The organism is Polynucleobacter sp. UB-Siik-W21, from assembly GCF_018687415.1.
GTDB lineage: Bacteria > Pseudomonadota > Gammaproteobacteria > Burkholderiales > Burkholderiaceae > Polynucleobacter.
In genome coordinates, this window is sequence record NZ_CP061289.1 from 1,995,317 (window position 1) to 2,013,433 (window position 18,117).

The window sequence follows — 18,117 nt, forward strand, 5'->3', positions numbered from 1 at the left end:
ACTCATGCTGATTCCTCTGCATTTTCACGATAGAACGCGCGCGGTTTACGCTTCGCAACGACATTAGCAATTGCCCGAATGTGATCGGGTGTAGTACCACAGCAACCACCGACCAAATTCACTAAGCCATCTTTTGCAAAACCATCCACTAGACCTGATGTGATATCAGGCGTCTCATCAAAGCCCGTGTCGCTCATTGGATTTGGCAGACCTGCATTGGGGTAGCATGACACTGCTGTGTCGCAGATACGTGAAAGCTCTGCGATATAAGGGCGCATTAATGCAGCACCGAGAGCGCAGTTCAATCCAAATGTTAGTGGCTTGATGTGGCGCAAACTATTCCAGAACGCTTCAACTGTTTGACCAGAGAGAATGCGACCAGAGGCATCAGTGACCGTTCCAGAAATCATCACTGGCAAGCGCTCACCCGTCTCTTCAAAAAATTCATCCAGCGCAAACAGGGCCGCTTTTGCATTCAGAGTATCGAATATAGTTTCAACTAAGAATAAATCGACCCCGCCTGCAAATAGACCTTCGATCTGTTCACGGTAGGAGGCACATAAAGCATCAAAGGTCACATTACGTGCGCCTGGGTCATTCACATCTGGAGAGATGCTGGCTGTCTTTGGAGTAGGTCCAATTGCTCCTGCGGCAAAACGTGGCTTTTCAGGTGTACTGTATTTTTCACAAGCAGCGCGCGCAAGCCTTGCAGAGACTTCATTCATCTCCCGTGCCAAACCTGCCATTTTGTAATCTTCTTGCGCTACTGAAGTTGCACCAAATGTGTTCGTTTCAATAATATCTGCACCGGCATCCAAATATTGCTCATGGATCTTGCTAATAATTTGTGGCTGAGTCAGTACTAAGAGTTCATTGTTACCCTTAATATCGCCTGGATGATCCGCAAAACGGGTATTAGTAGGCAACCCACGGTAATCGGCTTCACTAAGCTTGTACTGCTGAATCATGGTTCCCATTGCACCATCCAATATCAGGATGCGCTGCTTCAGCAGATCAGGAAGTGCCTGACCACGGGTATAAGGCTGGGACAAACCATTAAATTGCATTGCTTAACCGGGATTAATCTCTAGAATCCCTTATTCTATTGGAAAAGCCACTTTTTATTTATCCCGGAGCCTCTATGTTTGGAACCATTCCAGAATTTAATCAAAGCCTAGAAATGTTTAAAACCATGTGGGGCCAAGGTGCAGCAGGTCAAGCTGGGCAATTTCCCTTTACTACTGATGCCTCAAAGGCTGCCGGGGGGATTGGATCCGCTTTTCCAGGCATGGATATTGATGAGCTCGAGAAGCGCATTAAAGACCTGAAAAGCGTCGAGAATTGGCTCAACCTTAACTTGAATATTCTGAAGTCAACCATTCAAGGTCTCGAGGTACAACACGCCACGATGATGGCCTTGAAGTCTTTTGGGGATGCCGTATCAGCAGCCGGGGCTGCAGCCACGACGCCTCGTGAAGAGCCTGAGACTAAAAAAACCAGTGCTAAACCGAAAGCGAAACCGCGGAAAACCTCAACACGCCGTCCTCGCAAAGCTGGCGATCCAACTTTCCTCGACGAAGTAGGTAATTCAGATGCGCAATAGCCTCGCCCATTGCAAATGTGAGTTGATGAATATCTAATTCACGCTTAAATAAAACTGGCACTATCTCACGAGCAGTTGCTGGTTTTTGACAGGCACCAAGCGCTTCTGCTAAACGCTCATCATGATGAGCATTGAGTTGTGCAATCCGAGGCTTCATGCCAGTAAACGGTTTGCCATGCGAAGGAAGTACCAAAGTTTCATCAGGCAAGGGCAAATATTTTTTTAGGGATTGCAAGTAAAGCCCCAGTGGATCAGCATCCGGGTCAGCATCATAAACACTGATATTAGTAGAGATGCGAGGTAACAACATGTCGCCAGAAATTAATAAGCCAAGTTCTTTACAAAAAAGCGATGCGTGCTCCGGTGCGTGCCCGTAACCCATGATGACCTGCCAAGAATGACTACCGATCAAAATCAATTCGCCATCAAGGATGCGACGATATTGACGAGGCACGCCAGGAACCATATTGCTATAGTAATTTGAGCGCGCCCGAATTTTTTCTAGATCTTCTAGAGCAGTTAAACCATGCCTCTGAAAATGATCTGCTGAGCCGCCCCCACCAGCGCGTGCACCAATAGCAGCGCCACCTTCTTTGCAACTTAACCACTGCGCCGTTAAATAGTCCGTCATGGAAATCCATAGAGGCACCTTCCACTTTTCGCACAGCCATTGTGACAAGCCAACATGGTCGGGATGCATGTGAGTCACGAGGACCCTTAGCACCGGCAGACCTTCTAATTGACTTGCAAAAATCTGTTCCCACGAGGCTTTAGTTTCATCATTTGCAATGCCACAATCTATGATGGTCCAACCGGCAATGCCATCAATTTCATCTCGTAATAACCACAGATTGATATGGTCCAATGCGAATGGCAGGCGCATTCTAAGCCAGCGCACTCCAGGCGCTACCTCAATAGACTCCCCTGTCTGTGGAAGCCGATCACCTAAGGGATAATGGAGTGCGCTTTCTGCAGCAGTTTGTTTTTGAGTGCTCATGAATTTATTTTTTCGTTTTTTCTAATACATCTAGACTTACTTTGACTACAGTACCATCACCTTGTATCAACTGGTGCGACATGAATCCTGAAAATGGGTATTGTCGAGGTTGCTATCGCACACTTACTGAAATCGCAGATTGGTCAGAACTTTCAAATGCAGAGAAACTCAAGGTTTGGTCACAACTAGAAACTCGCAAACCTCAAGCTGCTCAATAGTTCAATAAACGCTTTTTAAAAAGTTTACTTATTGACGTCCACAATCAAACGTCCACGCACATTGCCCGCCATCAACTCTTGAGCATACTGAAGTGATTCGCCTAAAGTAATTTCATGAGAAATTTCATCAAGTGTTTTCAAATCCACTAACTTACTAAGTTGCTCATAAGCCGCAATTCGTTTTTCACGGGGGACGGTAACGCTATTCACGCCATACAAAGTGACGCCACGCAAAATAAATGGCGCAACACTGGATGGAAAATCCATGCCTTGCGCAAGACCACAGGCAGCGACTGCGCCATTACTCTTCGTCTGTGCACAGGCGTTAGCCAAAGTATGACTGCCAACGCTATCTAATACTGCCGCCCAACGCTCTTTAGCTAAAGGTTTTCCTGGTGCAGATAAAGTTGCACGATCAATCACTTCAGCAGCACCTAGTTTTTTCAAATAATCCGCTTCGGCTATTCGACCTGTACTAGCAACGACCGTGAAACCCAGCTTACTCAACAAGTGGACGGCAAAACTACCTACACCACCTGCAGCACCCGTTACCAATACCTCGCCATCACTTGGTTTGAGGCCATGCTTTTGCAAGGCCATGACACACAACATTGCGGTATACCCAGCAGTACCAATTGCTAAAGCTTGTTTGGCGGTAAATCCTTTAGGCAAAGGAATCAGCCAATCAGCCTTTACCCTAGCCTGCTGAGCCAATCCACCCCAATGCCCCTCACCAACCCCCCAGCCATTCAAAAGCACCATGTCACCAGTCTTAAAATCAGGGCTAGAGCTTTCTATCACTTCGCCAGCAAAATCGATCCCCGGAACCATTGGAAAACTGCGCACTACTGGGCTTTTGCCAGTAATCGCTAAACCATCCTTGTAATTGAGGGTGGAATATAAGACCCTTACCCGCACATCGCCCTCAGGGAGATTAGCCTCATCTGCCTGGCCCAATTCGGCTCGATAACCCTGGTCATCCTTATTAATCAATATTGCTTTAAACATGTCTCTTCCTTTTCAAACGAGGCAATTCCCCACAGCTTTTGCTTAATAGGTTTATCCTAACGAGCATTGCTAATTATGGAGGCTTCCATGAAAAAAATTCTACTATTAACCGCGATTTCTGGTTTGATACTCTCTGGGTGCTACTCTACCCAAATCAATATGTCTATGGGCAATATGCGCCTCATTACCTCTAGTGCGAACCCGCAAGACGTGATGGATTTTGCGACTAAGACTTGTAAGAGCGATTTTTATGAAGGTGCCAGCTTCCTATCTAAGGCTGGCAAGGAATATCTTTTTAAATGCGTGAAGGCGGAAGAAAATGAAGTATTGATTCCCATTCCAGGAACTACTATCGCCCCAGCAGAGGCAAAGTAAGCCGTTGATGACCCCGTTTACCTCACAAGAGCTTCGCAAAGGTTTTGCCTCTTTTGCAACTGGGGTTACTGTCATTACCTGTATTGATGAGAATCAACATTCTCACGGCATCACGATTAGCTCTTTCAATACAGTATCTCTAGAGCCGCCCTTAATTTTGTGGAGTCTCAAGAAACACTCGCGCCTCATGCCCTGGGTGGAAGTTGGCAAGAAGCACCTCATTCATGTCCTAGAGCGGTCACAAGAAAACTTGGCGATGCACTTTGCAACTGTAAAAGTAGATCAGTTTGCTGGGCTTGATCATAAAATTGTCGCTAGTGGCCTTACTCAGATCGATCATTGCGTCGCATATTACGAGTGCGAAACAGTCTCAGTCCACGTCGGCGGGGATCACAACATCATTGTTGCCAAAGTCATTCAATTAAAAAATCATCCTGAAAAAGAGCCGCTCATTTTCGCGCGCAGCAAATTTGTTGGTCTTGATTTTTCTGAGATCAAAACTAGCTAACACTAATTAATACTTCTAAGGAAATGCCATGATACGTTTATGGGGTCGCAAAAGTTCCATCAATGTTCAAAAAGTATTGTGGTGTCTAGCTGAGTTGGGGCTCAAAGAAGGGTCTGATTTTGAAAGAATTGATGCAGGGCTTCAATTTGGCATCGTTCGCTCACCAGAATTTTTAAAACTGAATCCTAATGGACTTGTGCCAACACTAGAAGATGGCGATCTCGTGCTGTGGGAATCGAATACCATCATGCGCTACCTGACCGCGCAGTACGATAAAAATAAACGCTTTCCATCAGACGTGAATTCTCAGTTTGGCTCTGAAAAATGGATGGACTGGCAGGTTGGAACTCTTTGGCCAGTTTTACGTCCCGCCTTTCTAGGTCTCACTAGAGTTCCGGAAGCGGAGCGTAATCACGCGGCTATTCAAAAAGCGTACCAAGATACCAACCAATTATTTGCTTTGCTTGATCAAACTCTGGAGTCACAAGCCTACTGCTCCGGCAAGCAATTTCATATCGGTGATATTGTGCTGGCTTTATGTGTGCATCGCTGGATATTGCTTAATGAGACCTTCCCTCGGCAAACTGGATTGCGCACTGATCTCAAAAACATTGAACGCTGGGTAAAACAACTTCAAGCAGAAACTCACTTTCAAGAGTTTGCAGAGAAAGAACTCAATATCATTAGTAAGTGATATTGAGTTAGCTTAGCTTTCTACCTTTATCCCTGCTTAAATTTCTTCTCGTGGTGATCTGCACCCATGAAAAGATACATTGCGGGTACGACAAATAAAGTGAACAAGGTACCAATCGATAGGCCAGTAAAGATCACAATCCCCATTGATTGACGTCCTGCGGCACCAGCACCAGAAGCTATTACTAGCGGCACCACTCCCAAAACCATCGCGGCAGTCGTCATCAAGATCGGCCTTAAGCGCACGCTACTCGCCTCTACAATCGCATCTAGCTTGCTTCGTCCTGCCTCTTGCAATTCATTAGCAAACTCTACAATCAAGATACCGTGCTTGCTGATTAAACCCATCAGAGTAACTAATCCGACCTGTGTATAAACATTCAAAGTTGTGAATCCGAGGTTAATAAAGATGAGGGCCCCAAAGAGTGCTAGCGGCACAGAAACGAGAATGACAATCGGATCACGGAAGCTTTCAAACTGCGCAGCAAGCACTAAGAACACGATCAAAATCGCAAAGAACATGGTGACCAAGAATCCACCAGACTCCGCCATAAATTGACGAGAAGGACCTGCGTAGTCCATGGCATAACCATTTGGCGCAACCTCTTTTAAAGTTTGACGCATGTACTCCAATAGATCCGCCTGAGAAATAAAGGGCGTGCTCACACCAAAAATCGTTGCCGAATTTAATTGCTGAAAGTGATTAATCGATTGGGGAACCACTTTTTGTTTAATACTTGCAATCGTGCGCGCCTGAATCATGGCGCCACTTGGTGTACGAATGTAGTAATCCAAAATCTGGTCGGGATTCAAGCGATCAACTTGTTTCACCTGTGGAATCACTTTATAAGAGCGACCTGCAACGGAGAAGTAGTTAACATAACCACCGCCCAAGGCTGCAGATAATGCTGCGCCGACTTGCTGCTGTGTCATTCCCAAGGCAGCTACCTTTTCGCGATCGATCACCAATACGTCTTGTGGCTTGTCGATCTTTAGATCAGTATCTACAAAGAAGAAATTACCGCTACGGCGCGCTTTATCTAAAACCGCTTGCGCTACATCATTCAACTGGTCATAAGACTCTGTTGTGTTGATAACGACTTGTACTGGCAAGCCTTGGGCCCCCGGTAATGCTGGGAACTGAAATGCGGCTACGCGCGCGCCAGCAATCGTATTCCACTTTTGCTGCATGTCTTGTTGGAACTTCGTTGCATTACGACTGCGCTCACTCCAATCTTTTAACAAAATTCCACCAAAGCTAGAGGTTGGACTGGTGATCTGAAACGCTTGCTCATATTCTGGTTCAGCAGCAGCAATTGCATAAATTTGATCTGCATAGGTTTGCATTTGATTCACGGTAGCGTTCGGGGGACCAGATGCCTGCATCAAAACAATGCCTTGGTCTTCGGTAGGAGCGAGCTCTGCGCGAGCGGTGGCATATAAGTAAGCAACACCACCCAACAAAATGGCGCCCATCACAACAATGACCTGCCAAGTACTCAACAAATCACGCAAAGTAGTCTGGTAACTGTGATGTACCTTATCAAAAATCTGATCAATCTTTTTAACGAATGAAGATGCCTCTTGCTCCTCAGTAAAGATGCGCGAGCACATCATCGGGGATAAAGTCAACGCAATTAAACCTGATACCGCAACCGCGCTGGCCAGCGTAAAAGCAAATTCAGTAAAGAGCGCGCCTGTGAGACCACCTTGGAAACCAATCGGAATATAGACCGCAATTAAGACAACGGTCATCGCTAAAATAGGACTACCTAGTTCGCGTGCAGCAATCAGAGACGCTTCTAAAGGTGACTTACCCTCTTTCATATGCCTATCAACGTTTTCTACGACGATGATGGCGTCATCAACCACTAAGCCGATTGCGAGCACTAGGGCGAGAAGGGTTAGCAAGTTAATCGAATAGCCCAAAACTTGCATCAAAAAGAAAGTGCCAATCAAAGAGAGTGGCATTGCAATTACTGGCACAGCAACAGCGCGCACGCTACCCAAGAAGAGATAAATCACCAAAGTCACAATGATCAAGGCTTCAAGCAAGGTCGTAACTACTTCATCAATCGAGCTAGTAATAAATTTAGTAGAGTCATAAACAATATTGCCATTCATGCCAATGGGTAATTGCTTTTGGATATTTGGGACGGCGTCTCTTACGCGTTGTGCAACATCTAGTAAGTTGGCCTGCGGCGCGACTTTAATTGCAATAAAGACCGACTGCTTGCCACTGAACGCCACATTCGTGTTGTAGTCTTCAGATCCCAAAGATACATTGGCGACCTGATCTAAATAGACAATATTGATGCCATCTTTTTTAACAACTAACTTGCGAAACTCATCCAGGGTATGAAGATCAGTCCCAGCAACTAAGTCAACAGAGACCATATCGCCCTTAGTGCTGCCCACTGCTGACAAATAGTTATTGGCAGACATCGCGCTATAAACGTCATCTGCGCCTATTCCTAGACCGGCCATCTTTTCACGATCTAGCCAAGCGCGTAAAGCAAACTTTCTGCCGCCAGTAATTTCGGCATTCTGTACGCCCTCGATGGAATCTAACTTTGGCTTAACTACGCGCAACAAGTAATCTGTGATCGCATTATTCGGTAACTGATCACTATAAAAGCCCATGTACATTGCCGCGATAGATTGACCTACCTGCACCGTGAGAACAGGCTGTTGTGCCTGCGGGGGTAATTGATTTTTGACTGCGCTAATTTGCGTCTGAATCTGTGTCAATGCTGCATTAGAGTTGTAGTTCAACTTTAAGGTAGCAACAATAGTAGATATACCACTAACACTAGTTGAAGATAAGTAATCAATTCCTTGGGCTTGTGCTATAGATGCCTCAAGGGGCTGCGTTATAAACCCAGCAATCGTTTCAGGATCTGCACCGTAATAGGCAGTGGTGATGGTAACAATGGCATTTTGTGTTTGAGGATATTGATTAACCGGGAGAGACCCGATCGCCTTCAAACCAAATGCCAATACGAGCGCACTCACCACCAGCGAGAGTACTGGCCTGCGAATGAATATGTCCGTCCAATTCATCGACTACTTATTCCTGAGGTCTAGGATCAGGTGAATTTGCAGGTTGCACCTTATTGTTGATCATTAATGGCGTGCCATTCTTTAGCTTGAGCTGACCACTCGTTACAACGGTATCGCCCTCATTAATGCCTTTGAGAATAGCCACCTGATCGCCACGAGTACTACCGGTAGTCACAAATACTTGTTGTGCCTCTAAAGCGGGCTTACCTTTTTTATCTTTCTTACCAGTATCTTTAGCAATGAAGACTGTTGAACCATAGGGGTTATAAGTCACAGCAGTTTGTGGCAGTGTTAGCAACTTCACTTGGTCGCCAAGCTTAATATTCACATTTGCAAACATTCCTGGAAGCACTTTCTTGTCCGGATTAGCAATCTGCGCCTCAATTTGAATATTGCGGGTATTGGTATCCACCTTCGGGCTCACTGCGGTAATCTTGCCAGCGAAACTTGCATCCTTAAATGCGTCTGTAGTAACCACTACATCTTGGCCAACTTGAATCTGCTCAGCATTGCTTTGTGGCAATGTGAAGTCCACAAAAATAGGGTCTAAAGTCTGCAGCGTGAATAACTTATCACCAGAATTAACGTACTGACCAGGATTAATGGAAACAATACCGACCCGCCCACTAAAAGGTGCCTTCAGATTTTTCTTGGCTACTAAGGCTGCTTGCGCTTCTACTTGTGCCTGCTTAGATTTTGCGTCAGCCTTGCTGCTATCAAATACGTTTTTACTAATCGCCTGAATCACTAACTGTTGCGCATCCCGCTCATTAATCACCTTGGCGAGATCTGCCATCGCTTTTAGGGAGTTCAACTGCGCCACATCTGAAGCATCATTGAGCTTAATCAATAGCTCGCCTTCTTTGACATCTTGACCAGACTTAATCGGTACTGTCTGCACCAAACCACCGATCTCAGTGCTCAACTCTACACCCCTGAAGGCGCGCACATTACCTACGCTACTCAACTGGGGCTGCCATTCAGAGCTTCCTACTACCATCGTCGACACGGTTGCTGGTGGCAAACCCATTCCCGAGATGAAGTACTTAATCATGAAAGTCTTCAATTGATTGAAGGTAAAAATCAAGCCCAGCAATAAGAAAACGGCACACAACATGATCGTCATACGACGTTGAAGTGGCTCCATCGCCATGAGCTTGGCATAGGCTTTAGTACCACGCCACTTAGCTCCCATGCGCGCATAGAAAGCTTTGGCTTTTTCCCAAAGTGCGATAGCTTTATCCCGTAATTTCCATTGGTCAGCTTTGAGTTTCATCCAAGCCCATACGGCAAGAATGGCGGCAATCAACTTGCTTTTAATTGTTTCCAGAAGTTTCATTTTGATCTTTATTCGCTATGGCTTTTGGTTTGAAAGCGGGGCCTTCGCGATTCCACCAGCCCCCGCCTAATGCTGTAAATAATGCTGCTGTATCAGAAAATCTCGTTGCTTGTGCAGCCACTGATTTCACTTTTGCCTGTTGATACTGGTTTTGATAATAGAGTACCGCTAGGTAACTAGCTGTTCCTAATTTATATTGTTGCTGCACAAGGTCCAATGTTTCATAGGCATAGCGCTCGGCGTCAGATGCTGCTTTCAGTCCTTGCGCACCCGTCTCAAGTGCGCGTAATGCATTGGCAACCTCTTGAAATGCGCTTAATACTGTTGCCTGATACTGAAAAGCTGCCTGCTCGTAATTCGCAATCGCCCCACGACGCTGCGCTAATAGCTGTCCACCTTGAAACAGAGGCTGCAAAATACCGCCACCGATAGACCATAAGGCCGAGTTAGGCCCAAATAAAGCTGCTGAAGTTAACGCAGCAGAACCAATGGAACCCGTAATATTAAATTGGGGCAATAAATTTGCCGTAGCAACCCCTACAAATGCATTCTGCGCCTTTAGCTGAGCCTCAGCTGCCCGCACATCAGGACGTTGACGCACCAAGCTTGATGGTACCGAAAGAGGTAATTTTTCTGGCAGGTGCAATTTGCTGAGATCGAACTGAGTAATAGCGGCATTGCTAGGTAGCTCGCCCACCAATACCGCCAACTGGTTACGTGCAAACGCTAAATTTCTTTCGTAATTAAAAAGATCTACCTGAGAAGTTGAAACTAAAGTTCGCTGTGAAGTGACGTCTACTTTAGATACTGTGCCAATGGCTAATTGTTTTTCAGTCACTTCCGCAAGATTGGTTTGCGCTTTCAAAATTTCTTCCGTAGCTTGTAGTTGCGCACGGAGTGCTGCTTCTTTCACAGCGCTAGTGACAACGTTCGCCGTCAAAGAGAGATAGGCGCCTTCAAGTTGATACTGCGCAACTTCTGCTTGAGCTCTTGCGCCCTCAACCGCACGGCGGGCGCCACCAAACACATCCAGTTTGTAGCTCACGTTTACCGAGGTGTTGTAGAGGTTGTAAGTATCTGAGCCGTAAGGAATACCGTAGATTGCTGAAGGCTGAAGCTGCCTTGTGGCAGCACCGCCAACACTCACCGCCGGAAAATATTGCCCACCAATTTGAGCGTTGACATTTTCTTGGGCAGCGCGCAATGCTGCATCAGCTGCGCCTAAATTCGGATTTTGCTGTAAAGCTTTTTTAATCAAAGCATCTAATTCAGGGGACTTGTATAACTCCCACCACTGTGCCTCTATGTCAGCACCTTCGACAAACTCTTGTTCAGTGCCACCAGGAACGCCAGGAGCAGTAGTGAGTTTTTTAGATAATGGGCCTTCGGTATACGAAGATGTTTTGGGTGCTTCTGGCTGCTTAAAATCTGGCCCAACTGCGCACGCAGAAAGTACGCCTGTCCAAATCAGTGCAAGTAAACGCAAGCTTGAGAATGGGGGTACTTTCGACAGAAACATGAATTGCAACAAATGTCCTCTTTTACAAGAGTTATTTGAACACAAAAATGGCATCAGGACTTCCTAAAGTCCTGATTTATCTGCTTAAATTTATTCGACTGTCACACTCTTGGCTAAGTTTCTAGGCTTATCAACATCAGTGCCGCGAGCACACGCAGTGTGATAAGCCAACAACTGCAGTGGGACCACATGTAGGATGGGCGAAAGATTGCCATAGTGTTCAGGCAAGCGAATCACATGAATACCATCGCTGCTGACGATCTCAGTATCTTGATCGGCAAATACATATAACTTTCCACCACGCGCCTTCACTTCTTGCATATTGGACTTCAACTTCTCTAGCAAGTCATCTTTAGGAGCAACCGTAACGACTGGCATCTTGTCGGTCACTAATGCCAGCGGCCCATGCTTTAGCTCACCTGCAGGATAGGCTTCTGCATGTATGTAGGAAATCTCTTTTAACTTCAATGCGCCTTCCAGTGCGATTGGATAATGCATGCCACGACCTAAGAAGAGCGCATTCTCGCATTTAGAAAAAACATCGCTCCAAGCAATGATTTGTGGCTCAAGTGCTAGCGCTGCATGCAACGCTTTTGGTAAATGGCGTAATTCACGGAGAAGCTCTTTCTCTTTTTCTGCAGAAACTTTTCCAGCACGCTTAGCAATCGAAATCGCCAAAAGATAGAGCGCTAGCAATTGCGTGGTGAATGCTTTAGTAGATGCAACGCCAATTTCAGTGCCTGCTTTGGTTAAGAAATGCCAGCTGGTTTCACGAACCATCGCACTACTCGCAACGTTGCAGATAGCCAAAGTATATGGATGGCCAAGAGCCTTAGCATGGCGCAAGGCTGCCAAGGTATCCGCTGTCTCGCCTGATTGCGAGACCACCACGATTAAAGTCTTCGGATTAGGTACCGTTGTCCGATAACGATATTCACTCGCGATTTCTACTTGAGTAGGAATACCGGCAAGATCCTCCAACCAATACTTAGCAACGCACGCAGAGTAATAACTCGTGCCGCAAGCCAGAATTAAAATCTGGTCAAAAGCTTTCCAATCATCAGCGTTCGCGCCAAATAACTCTGGACCAAATGAAGCAATGTTGGTAAGAGTATCCCCAATTGCCCTTGGTTGCTCAAAAATTTCTTTTTGCATGTAATGCTGATAAGGGCCCAGGTCTACAGAGTCTGCTTGTGCCGGCATTGGCTTGCGATCACGCTCCACAGATTCACCTGCCTGATTAATCACTTCAACGCTATCTGCCTTGAGAACAGCGACATCACCCTCTTCTAAATACATCATCGAATGAGCGCGACCAGCTAAGGCTAAGGCATCGGATGCAAGAAAATTTTCCTGATCGCCAAGCGCCACCACTAAAGGCGAGCCTACACGTGCCCCAACCAAAGTTGCGGGGCTGTCTTGTGCGATCACCCCGATTGCATAAGCACCATGCAGCTTAGGCAATACCGCTCTAACGGATTGGGCAATATCTTTTTGGCTAGTACTCACATATTGTTGATGAATCAAATGGGCAATTACTTCGGTATCAGTCTCAGAAGTAAAGACATAGCCACCGGTTTTTAATTCTGTGCGCAGCGCTTCGTAGTTTTCAATAATGCCGTTGTGAACAACCGCAACCAAATTATTTGAAATATGAGGATGTGCATTTTGTGTATCCGGCTTACCATGGGTTGCCCAGCGTGTATGAGCGATACCTAGGGTGCCACGAAAGTCTTTGCCTTGTTCAGCCAGCTCAGAAACACGTGCGGTGGTGCGCGCTCTTTCAATGGGGTGCTTAGCATCATCACCATTGATTACTGCAAAACCACAAGAGTCATACCCGCGATACTCAAGACGACGCAAACCCTCAACCAAAACATCAACAATATTTTTGTGAGATGCCGCCCCAACAATACCGCACATTATTTTTTACCCTTTACAGCTTTCTTTGCTACTTTTTTTACTACTTTCTTCACAGTCTTTTTGACTGCAACTTTTTTTGTCGCCAGTGTTTTCTCTTTCTTTGTGGGGCGCTGCCATGGCAAAGAAATTTGTTTTGCTCTTGAGATCGTCAATTGATTGGCAGGCGCATCTTTAGTCAAGGTGGTGCCAGCGCCTAATGTAGCGCCGCGTCCAACTCTCACCGGGGCAACCAACTGAGTATCTGAGCCAATGAAGGCATCGTCTTCAATAATGGTCTGGTGCTTATTTACTCCATCGTAATTACAAGTAATCGTGCCGGCACCAATATTGACTCTTGAGCCCACAATAGAATCACCAACATAAGCCAAGTGATTGGCTTTGCTATTAGCTGCAATTTTGCTGTTCTTCACTTCGACAAAATTACCGATGTGAACATCATTCGATAAATCTGCACCAGGTCGTAAGCGAGCATATGGCCCAATCACTGATTGATTGCCAACCTTTGCGCCGTCTAAATGACTATAAGAATGAACAACAACATCTTTACCAATCACGCTGTTACGAATCACGCAATATGGGCCAATCTTTGTGCCCGATGCCAATGTAACGCAACCCTCAAATACACAACCGACATCGATAGAAATATCATTACCGCACTCTAAGGTCCCGCGCACATCGATACGCGCTGGGTCAGCAAGAGCTACGCCGGCATCCATTAATTGATTGGCAATATTAAGTTGATGAATTCGCTCTAAAGCGGCTAGTTGATCACGACTATTCACACCCACAGTTTCAAACTCGGCATCAGCTTGCGTAGTTCGAATAGGCACACCATCCTTAACGGCCATTGCGATGACATCCGTTAAATAGTATTCGCCCTGAGCATTGCTTGCACTCAATGCTTTGAGCCATTTATTCAGAGCATTGGTTGGCAATACCATAATGCCAGTATTAATTTCATGAATGGTTTTTTGAGCGGATGTTGCATCCTTCTCTTCAACAATCTCTTTAACAGAGCCATCGGTATCGCGCACAATGCGCCCATAGCCTGTTGGATTATTTAAATTCTGAGTAAGAAGTGCTAACGCAGAATCTTTGCCACGTACACCATCAGCTAGCTTAGTCAATTTACTTAAAGTCTTTTGGGTTGTCAGCGGCACATCGCCGTACAAAACTAAAGTGGGTTCTTGTAAATCAAGCTTAGGCAGTGCCTGCAGCAGTGCATGCCCAGTACCCTTTTGTTGGGCCTGCAAAGCGGTGCTCACGCTACTAAATCTGGAATCTTCCTTAGCGGCACTGAATAGGAATTCTTTGACATCTGCAGCGCCATGCCCCACAACCACAATCGGTCCATTTTTAGAGGCCTTACCTTGCAGGGATAAAGCGGTATTCAGCACATGCTGTAGAAGAGGCTTACCTGCCAGAGTTTGCAGGACCTTGGGCAAGGCAGATTTCATCCGCTTTCCTTGCCCAGCAGCCAATATGACGATATTCATAAAGGGGGATTATAAGTCCCCTGAATCAGGGTTCCACATGCCAATTCGTCTAAATCCGCCTCATCAATTGCCTTGTCGCCTGCGGACCTCGCAGCAATTCCAGTCAACTCAGTAGCAATCTCCAGACCCTGAAAATCAAAAGCTTCCCCATCCATCAGGTGGGAAGGCACGATATGGTGCATTGAGCGGAATAGATTCTCTACACGACCAGGATACTTCTTTTCCCAATCGCGGAGCATTTCTTTCATCACCTGGCGCTGCAGATTAGGCTGACTGCCGCACAAATCACAAGGAATGATCGGGAAGTTCATATCACCCGCATAGCGTTCCAACAATTTTTCTGGAACATAAGCTAGAGGTCGAATCACAATATGCTTGCCATCGTCTGAGCGCAACTTAGGCGGCATTCCTTTGAGCTTGCCCGCATAGAACATATTGAGCATCAGCGTTTCTAAAATGTCGTCGCGATGATGACCTAAGGCAATCTTGGTTGCACCCAACTCATCGGCAACGCGATACAAAATACCGCGACGCAAACGAGAACACAAACCACAGGTCGTTTTACCTTCAGGGATAACGCGCTTGACGATACTGTAGGTATCTTGCTCTTCAATGTGAAATGGAATACCTAAACTCTTAAGATAATTAGGCAAGGTCTCCGCAGGAAAATTAGGCTGTTTCTGATCTAAGTTCACTGCAACGATTTCAAAATGGATAGGTGCACGCTCACGAAGCTTCATCAAGACATCTAGCATGGCATAGCTATCTTTGCCGCCAGATATACACACCATCACCTTATCGCCATCTTCGATCATGCCAAAGTCGCCAATGGCTTGACCTACCAAGCGACAGAGTTTTTTCTCTAGCTTGTTTTCTTCGAAGACAACTTTACGAATATCGCCCATGACAATTGAATTCTTTTCTAATTTCTCTATACTGATTTAATCCGAAACACCTCAACCCCTACTGAATGGCAGTCCGGGTAAACGTCGGGCTTAGCAGTACTGACGCACGCAGCCAGGACCTTAGGGTGCAATAACATCGCGGTCACGATGTCATCGCAAAAGGTTTCTTGCAGATGGATATGACCCTTGGAGGCCCGCGCCTTAATGGTCTCACGCATGAAGTCATAATCTACTACTTCATCCAATTGATCATTTGTTGGTGTATTCATATCCAGTGGAATATACAAGTCGATATTTAAAATCACGCGTTGCTCTGCCTTCTTCTCAAAATCATGGACGCCGATATTGATATAAATCTCGTAGTCCCGCAAAAATAAACGGCGGCAATCAGCGAGGGCAGAATGAGAAAGAATAGCGTGCATAGATAGTTACTTTATAGAAATACTTAATTTGTTTTAAACATCACATCACGTGATGAAGATAGTAGATGTTGTCCACCATCTACATAGAGAGTCGTTCCAGTAATTGCGCTTGATTCGGCCAAAAATACAGCAGCCTTAGCAATGTCAGAGGGTGTAGATGATTTACCTAGTGGTGTCATTTGATGGGCTTTAGAGAAACCACTATCAGTTTGATCGCCAGAAGGCAAAGAAATGCCTGGGGCCAATCCCACCACCCTTAAGTGCGGTGCAAAATCCATTGCCAACACTTCGACAGAAGTTGCCAATGCTGCTTTTGATAAGGTATATGCCAGATAATCAGGATTGAGATTAATGAGCTTTTGATCTAGCAATTGAATGACGGAAGGTACAGCATCTGATTTATTCCCATTGATTTTCTGAAACTCAAACATCAACTGGGACAGCAAAATTGGAGCAGTTAAATTGACTTGCATGTGCTCCTGCAGACTCTGAGAAGTCAGTGGCACATTGGAGTTAGCGCGATCGTATTCAAAAATTGATGCGTTGTTTACTAGGCAATGCAGATTAGTAAATTGTTTACTCACTTGAGAAAAAAGATTTTTAACAACTTGCTCATCAGCCAAATCAGCCTGAAAGGCTACTGACTTCACACCAAGGCTCCGAATTTGAGCTACGGTTTCTTGGGCTTCTTTCTCAGATCGCCCATAATGAACAGCCACATCCCAGCCTTGGCGAGCGAACTGCATAGCAATTTCTTGACCTAGGCGCTTGGCGGCGCCAGTCACTAAAACGGCTTTTCGTTGCTGGGAAGGGGTGTTTGAACTCGGGTTCAATTAAATTCTCTTAGACTAATGAGCTATGGATATTACCTTGACCAGCCTCGAAATGGAGCACAGTGAGCTTCTGAAGGCCAAAATAGCCTCTGAGATCGCCTCCCAAGGTGCTTGGATTCCCTTTTCCCGCTATATGGAGATGGCTCTGTATGAGCCTGGAATGGGCTATTACAGCGCTGGAGCACACAAGTTGGGTTCTGGTGGGGACTTCACCACGGCACCAGAACTGAGCCCGTTATTTGGTGCAGCCATTTGTACTACGCTCATTCCAGTTCTCGAAGGACTTAAAGCCCAAGGTTTGCAAACCCAAATTTTGGAATTCGGGGCTGGCACCGGTAAATTAGCAGCTTCCATTCTGACTCGCTTACAAGATCTTGATTTTGTACTAGACCGCTATGACATCGTAGAGATCTCTCCCGACTTAGCGCAACGTCAACAAGATTTCATCGGCAAAACTATTAAACAACTCCATAGCCAAACTCAATGCGATTGGCTTAGCGAACTACCTCAAGATTTCAAGGGCATCATTTTGGCAAACGAGGTGCTTGATGCCATTCCGTGCGATGCCATCATTTATCAAAATGGGTTTTGGTATTGGCATGGCGTTACTGTTGAAAATAATAATTTCACTTGGAAAAAAGGCTCACCTGTTGAGCAGGATTTGCTCCCAGAAACTTTATTAAGTGGGAATTTTTCAGAGGGCTACGTCACTGAATTGCATGCCCCCGCAAATGCATGGATGCATCAAGTTACACAGCAACTTCACAGCGGTTTGTTCCTAACTTTTGATTACGGCTTTCCAGAAGGTGAGTATTACCATCCACAAAGACTGGAGGGCACTTTAATGGCCCACTATCGTCATCATGCCATTCAAGACCCTTTTCATCTTCCAGGTCTATGTGATCTCACAACACACGTGGAGTGGTCACAAATTGCTCGCAGCGCTCTCGCAGAAAATGCCGACGATGTATTCCTCACAAACCAAGCTGCTTATCTCTTAGATGCAGGCATTGGTGACATTGCTTTGGCGATTGGCGACCCTAATAATCCAGCAACGTTTTTACCAATTTCTAACTCATTACAGAAATTGTTATCCGAAGCAGAAATGGGTGAGCTATTTAAAGTCTTTGCTTTCACTAAAAACTTAGAGCAGTTATTGCCAGGCTACACGCTAGAGGATCTGCCTGGATTACGCGGCAGAAATAGACTCTAAAA

17 protein-coding genes are annotated in these 18,117 nt (G+C 45.7%); 6 read left to right on the forward strand and 11 right to left on the reverse strand.

The annotated features are described in order from the left end of the window. Positions 1-2 precede the first annotated feature (2 nt). Positions 3-1,067, reverse strand: a complete 1,065-nt coding sequence (locus C2756_RS10360; RefSeq protein WP_215319214.1) for a homocysteine S-methyltransferase family protein — start codon at positions 1,065-1,067, stop codon at positions 3-5. Positions 1,068-1,141: 74 nt separating this feature from the next. Here C2756_RS10360 and C2756_RS10365 point away from each other — a divergent pair, with 74 nt between their 5' ends. Then, positions 1,142-1,603, forward strand: a complete 462-nt coding sequence (locus C2756_RS10365; protein WP_215319216.1) for a PhaM family polyhydroxyalkanoate granule multifunctional regulatory protein — start codon at positions 1,142-1,144, stop codon at positions 1,601-1,603. Here C2756_RS10365 and C2756_RS10370 read toward each other — a convergent pair. Further along, entirely contained in the window at positions 1,503-2,600 is a 1,098-nt protein-coding gene (locus C2756_RS10370) for an MBL fold metallo-hydrolase (protein WP_215319219.1), read from the reverse strand. The two genes, C2756_RS10365 and C2756_RS10370, sit on opposite strands and share 101 nt — an antisense overlap. A gap of 41 nt (positions 2,601-2,641) precedes the next feature. Between C2756_RS10370 and C2756_RS10375 the strand changes: the two genes are divergently transcribed. After that, a complete protein-coding gene (locus C2756_RS10375; protein ID WP_215319221.1) occupies positions 2,642-2,818 on the forward strand; it encodes a DUF1289 domain-containing protein in 177 nt (58 codons plus the stop codon). Positions 2,819-2,842: 24 nt separating this feature from the next. Here C2756_RS10375 and C2756_RS10380 read toward each other — a convergent pair whose 3' ends face one another. Then, complete coding sequence (locus tag C2756_RS10380) at positions 2,843-3,826, reverse strand: MDR family oxidoreductase (protein ID WP_215319223.1); 984 nt, start codon at positions 3,824-3,826, stop codon at positions 2,843-2,845. A gap of 87 nt (positions 3,827-3,913) precedes the next feature. Here C2756_RS10380 and C2756_RS10385 point away from each other — a divergent pair, with 87 nt between their 5' ends. The 3 genes from C2756_RS10385 to C2756_RS10395 are packed head-to-tail and all read left to right on the forward strand — an operon-like array spanning position 3,914 to position 5,403. Next, the gene (locus C2756_RS10385) at positions 3,914-4,201 is read left to right on the forward strand and encodes a hypothetical protein (protein WP_215319225.1); all 288 of its coding nucleotides are present in this window, start codon (positions 3,914-3,916) and stop codon (positions 4,199-4,201) included. A gap of 7 nt (positions 4,202-4,208) precedes the next feature. Beyond that, complete coding sequence (locus C2756_RS10390) at positions 4,209-4,709, forward strand: flavin reductase family protein (protein ID WP_215319228.1); 501 nt, start codon at positions 4,209-4,211, stop codon at positions 4,707-4,709. A 28-nt stretch (positions 4,710-4,737) separates the two neighbouring features. Continuing rightward, positions 4,738-5,403, forward strand: coding sequence for a glutathione S-transferase family protein (locus C2756_RS10395; RefSeq protein ID WP_215319230.1), 666 nt, complete (start codon positions 4,738-4,740; stop codon positions 5,401-5,403). A gap of 26 nt (positions 5,404-5,429) precedes the next feature. Here C2756_RS10395 and C2756_RS10400 read toward each other — a convergent pair whose 3' ends face one another. From C2756_RS10400 to C2756_RS10435, 8 genes are all read right to left on the reverse strand, one after another. After that, entirely contained in the window at positions 5,430-8,465 is a 3,036-nt protein-coding gene (locus tag C2756_RS10400) for an efflux RND transporter permease subunit (RefSeq protein WP_215319232.1), read from the reverse strand. Positions 8,466-8,472: 7 nt separating this feature from the next. Continuing rightward, complete coding sequence (locus C2756_RS10405; RefSeq protein ID WP_215320971.1) at positions 8,473-9,612, reverse strand: efflux RND transporter periplasmic adaptor subunit; 1,140 nt, start codon at positions 9,610-9,612, stop codon at positions 8,473-8,475. Between the two features lie 169 nt (positions 9,613-9,781). Further along, positions 9,782-11,335 carry an efflux transporter outer membrane subunit gene (locus C2756_RS10410; protein ID WP_251372056.1) on the reverse strand — a complete coding sequence of 518 codons (1,554 nt, stop codon included), beginning with the start codon at positions 11,333-11,335 and terminating at the stop codon, positions 9,782-9,784. Between the two features lie 78 nt (positions 11,336-11,413). Next, entirely contained in the window at positions 11,414-13,246 is a 1,833-nt protein-coding gene (gene glmS, locus C2756_RS10415; RefSeq protein ID WP_215319234.1) for a glutamine--fructose-6-phosphate transaminase (isomerizing), read from the reverse strand. Further along, positions 13,246-14,742: a bifunctional UDP-N-acetylglucosamine diphosphorylase/glucosamine-1-phosphate N-acetyltransferase GlmU gene (gene glmU, locus C2756_RS10420; RefSeq protein WP_215319237.1), complete on the reverse strand. Its 1,497-nt coding sequence runs from the start codon at positions 14,740-14,742 to the stop codon at positions 13,246-13,248. Before glmU ends, glmS begins: the two co-directional genes overlap by 1 nt. Beyond that, positions 14,739-15,647, reverse strand: a complete 909-nt coding sequence (ttcA, locus tag C2756_RS10425) for a tRNA 2-thiocytidine(32) synthetase TtcA (protein ID WP_215319246.1) — start codon at positions 15,645-15,647, stop codon at positions 14,739-14,741. The genes glmU and ttcA overlap by 4 nt, the downstream gene beginning before the upstream one ends. 26 nt (positions 15,648-15,673) lie before the next feature. Beyond that, positions 15,674-16,069, reverse strand: a complete 396-nt coding sequence (locus C2756_RS10430; RefSeq protein ID WP_215319249.1) for a dihydroneopterin aldolase — start codon at positions 16,067-16,069, stop codon at positions 15,674-15,676. Positions 16,070-16,092: 23 nt separating this feature from the next. Then, a complete protein-coding gene (locus tag C2756_RS10435; protein ID WP_215319251.1) occupies positions 16,093-16,902 on the reverse strand; it encodes an SDR family oxidoreductase in 810 nt (269 codons plus the stop codon). Positions 16,903-16,927: 25 nt separating this feature from the next. On the opposite strand from C2756_RS10435, the gene C2756_RS10440 reads away from it, so the two are divergent. Next, a complete protein-coding gene (locus C2756_RS10440) occupies positions 16,928-18,115 on the forward strand; it encodes a class I SAM-dependent methyltransferase (RefSeq protein WP_215319253.1) in 1,188 nt (395 codons plus the stop codon). Positions 18,116-18,117: the final 2 nt, after the last annotated feature.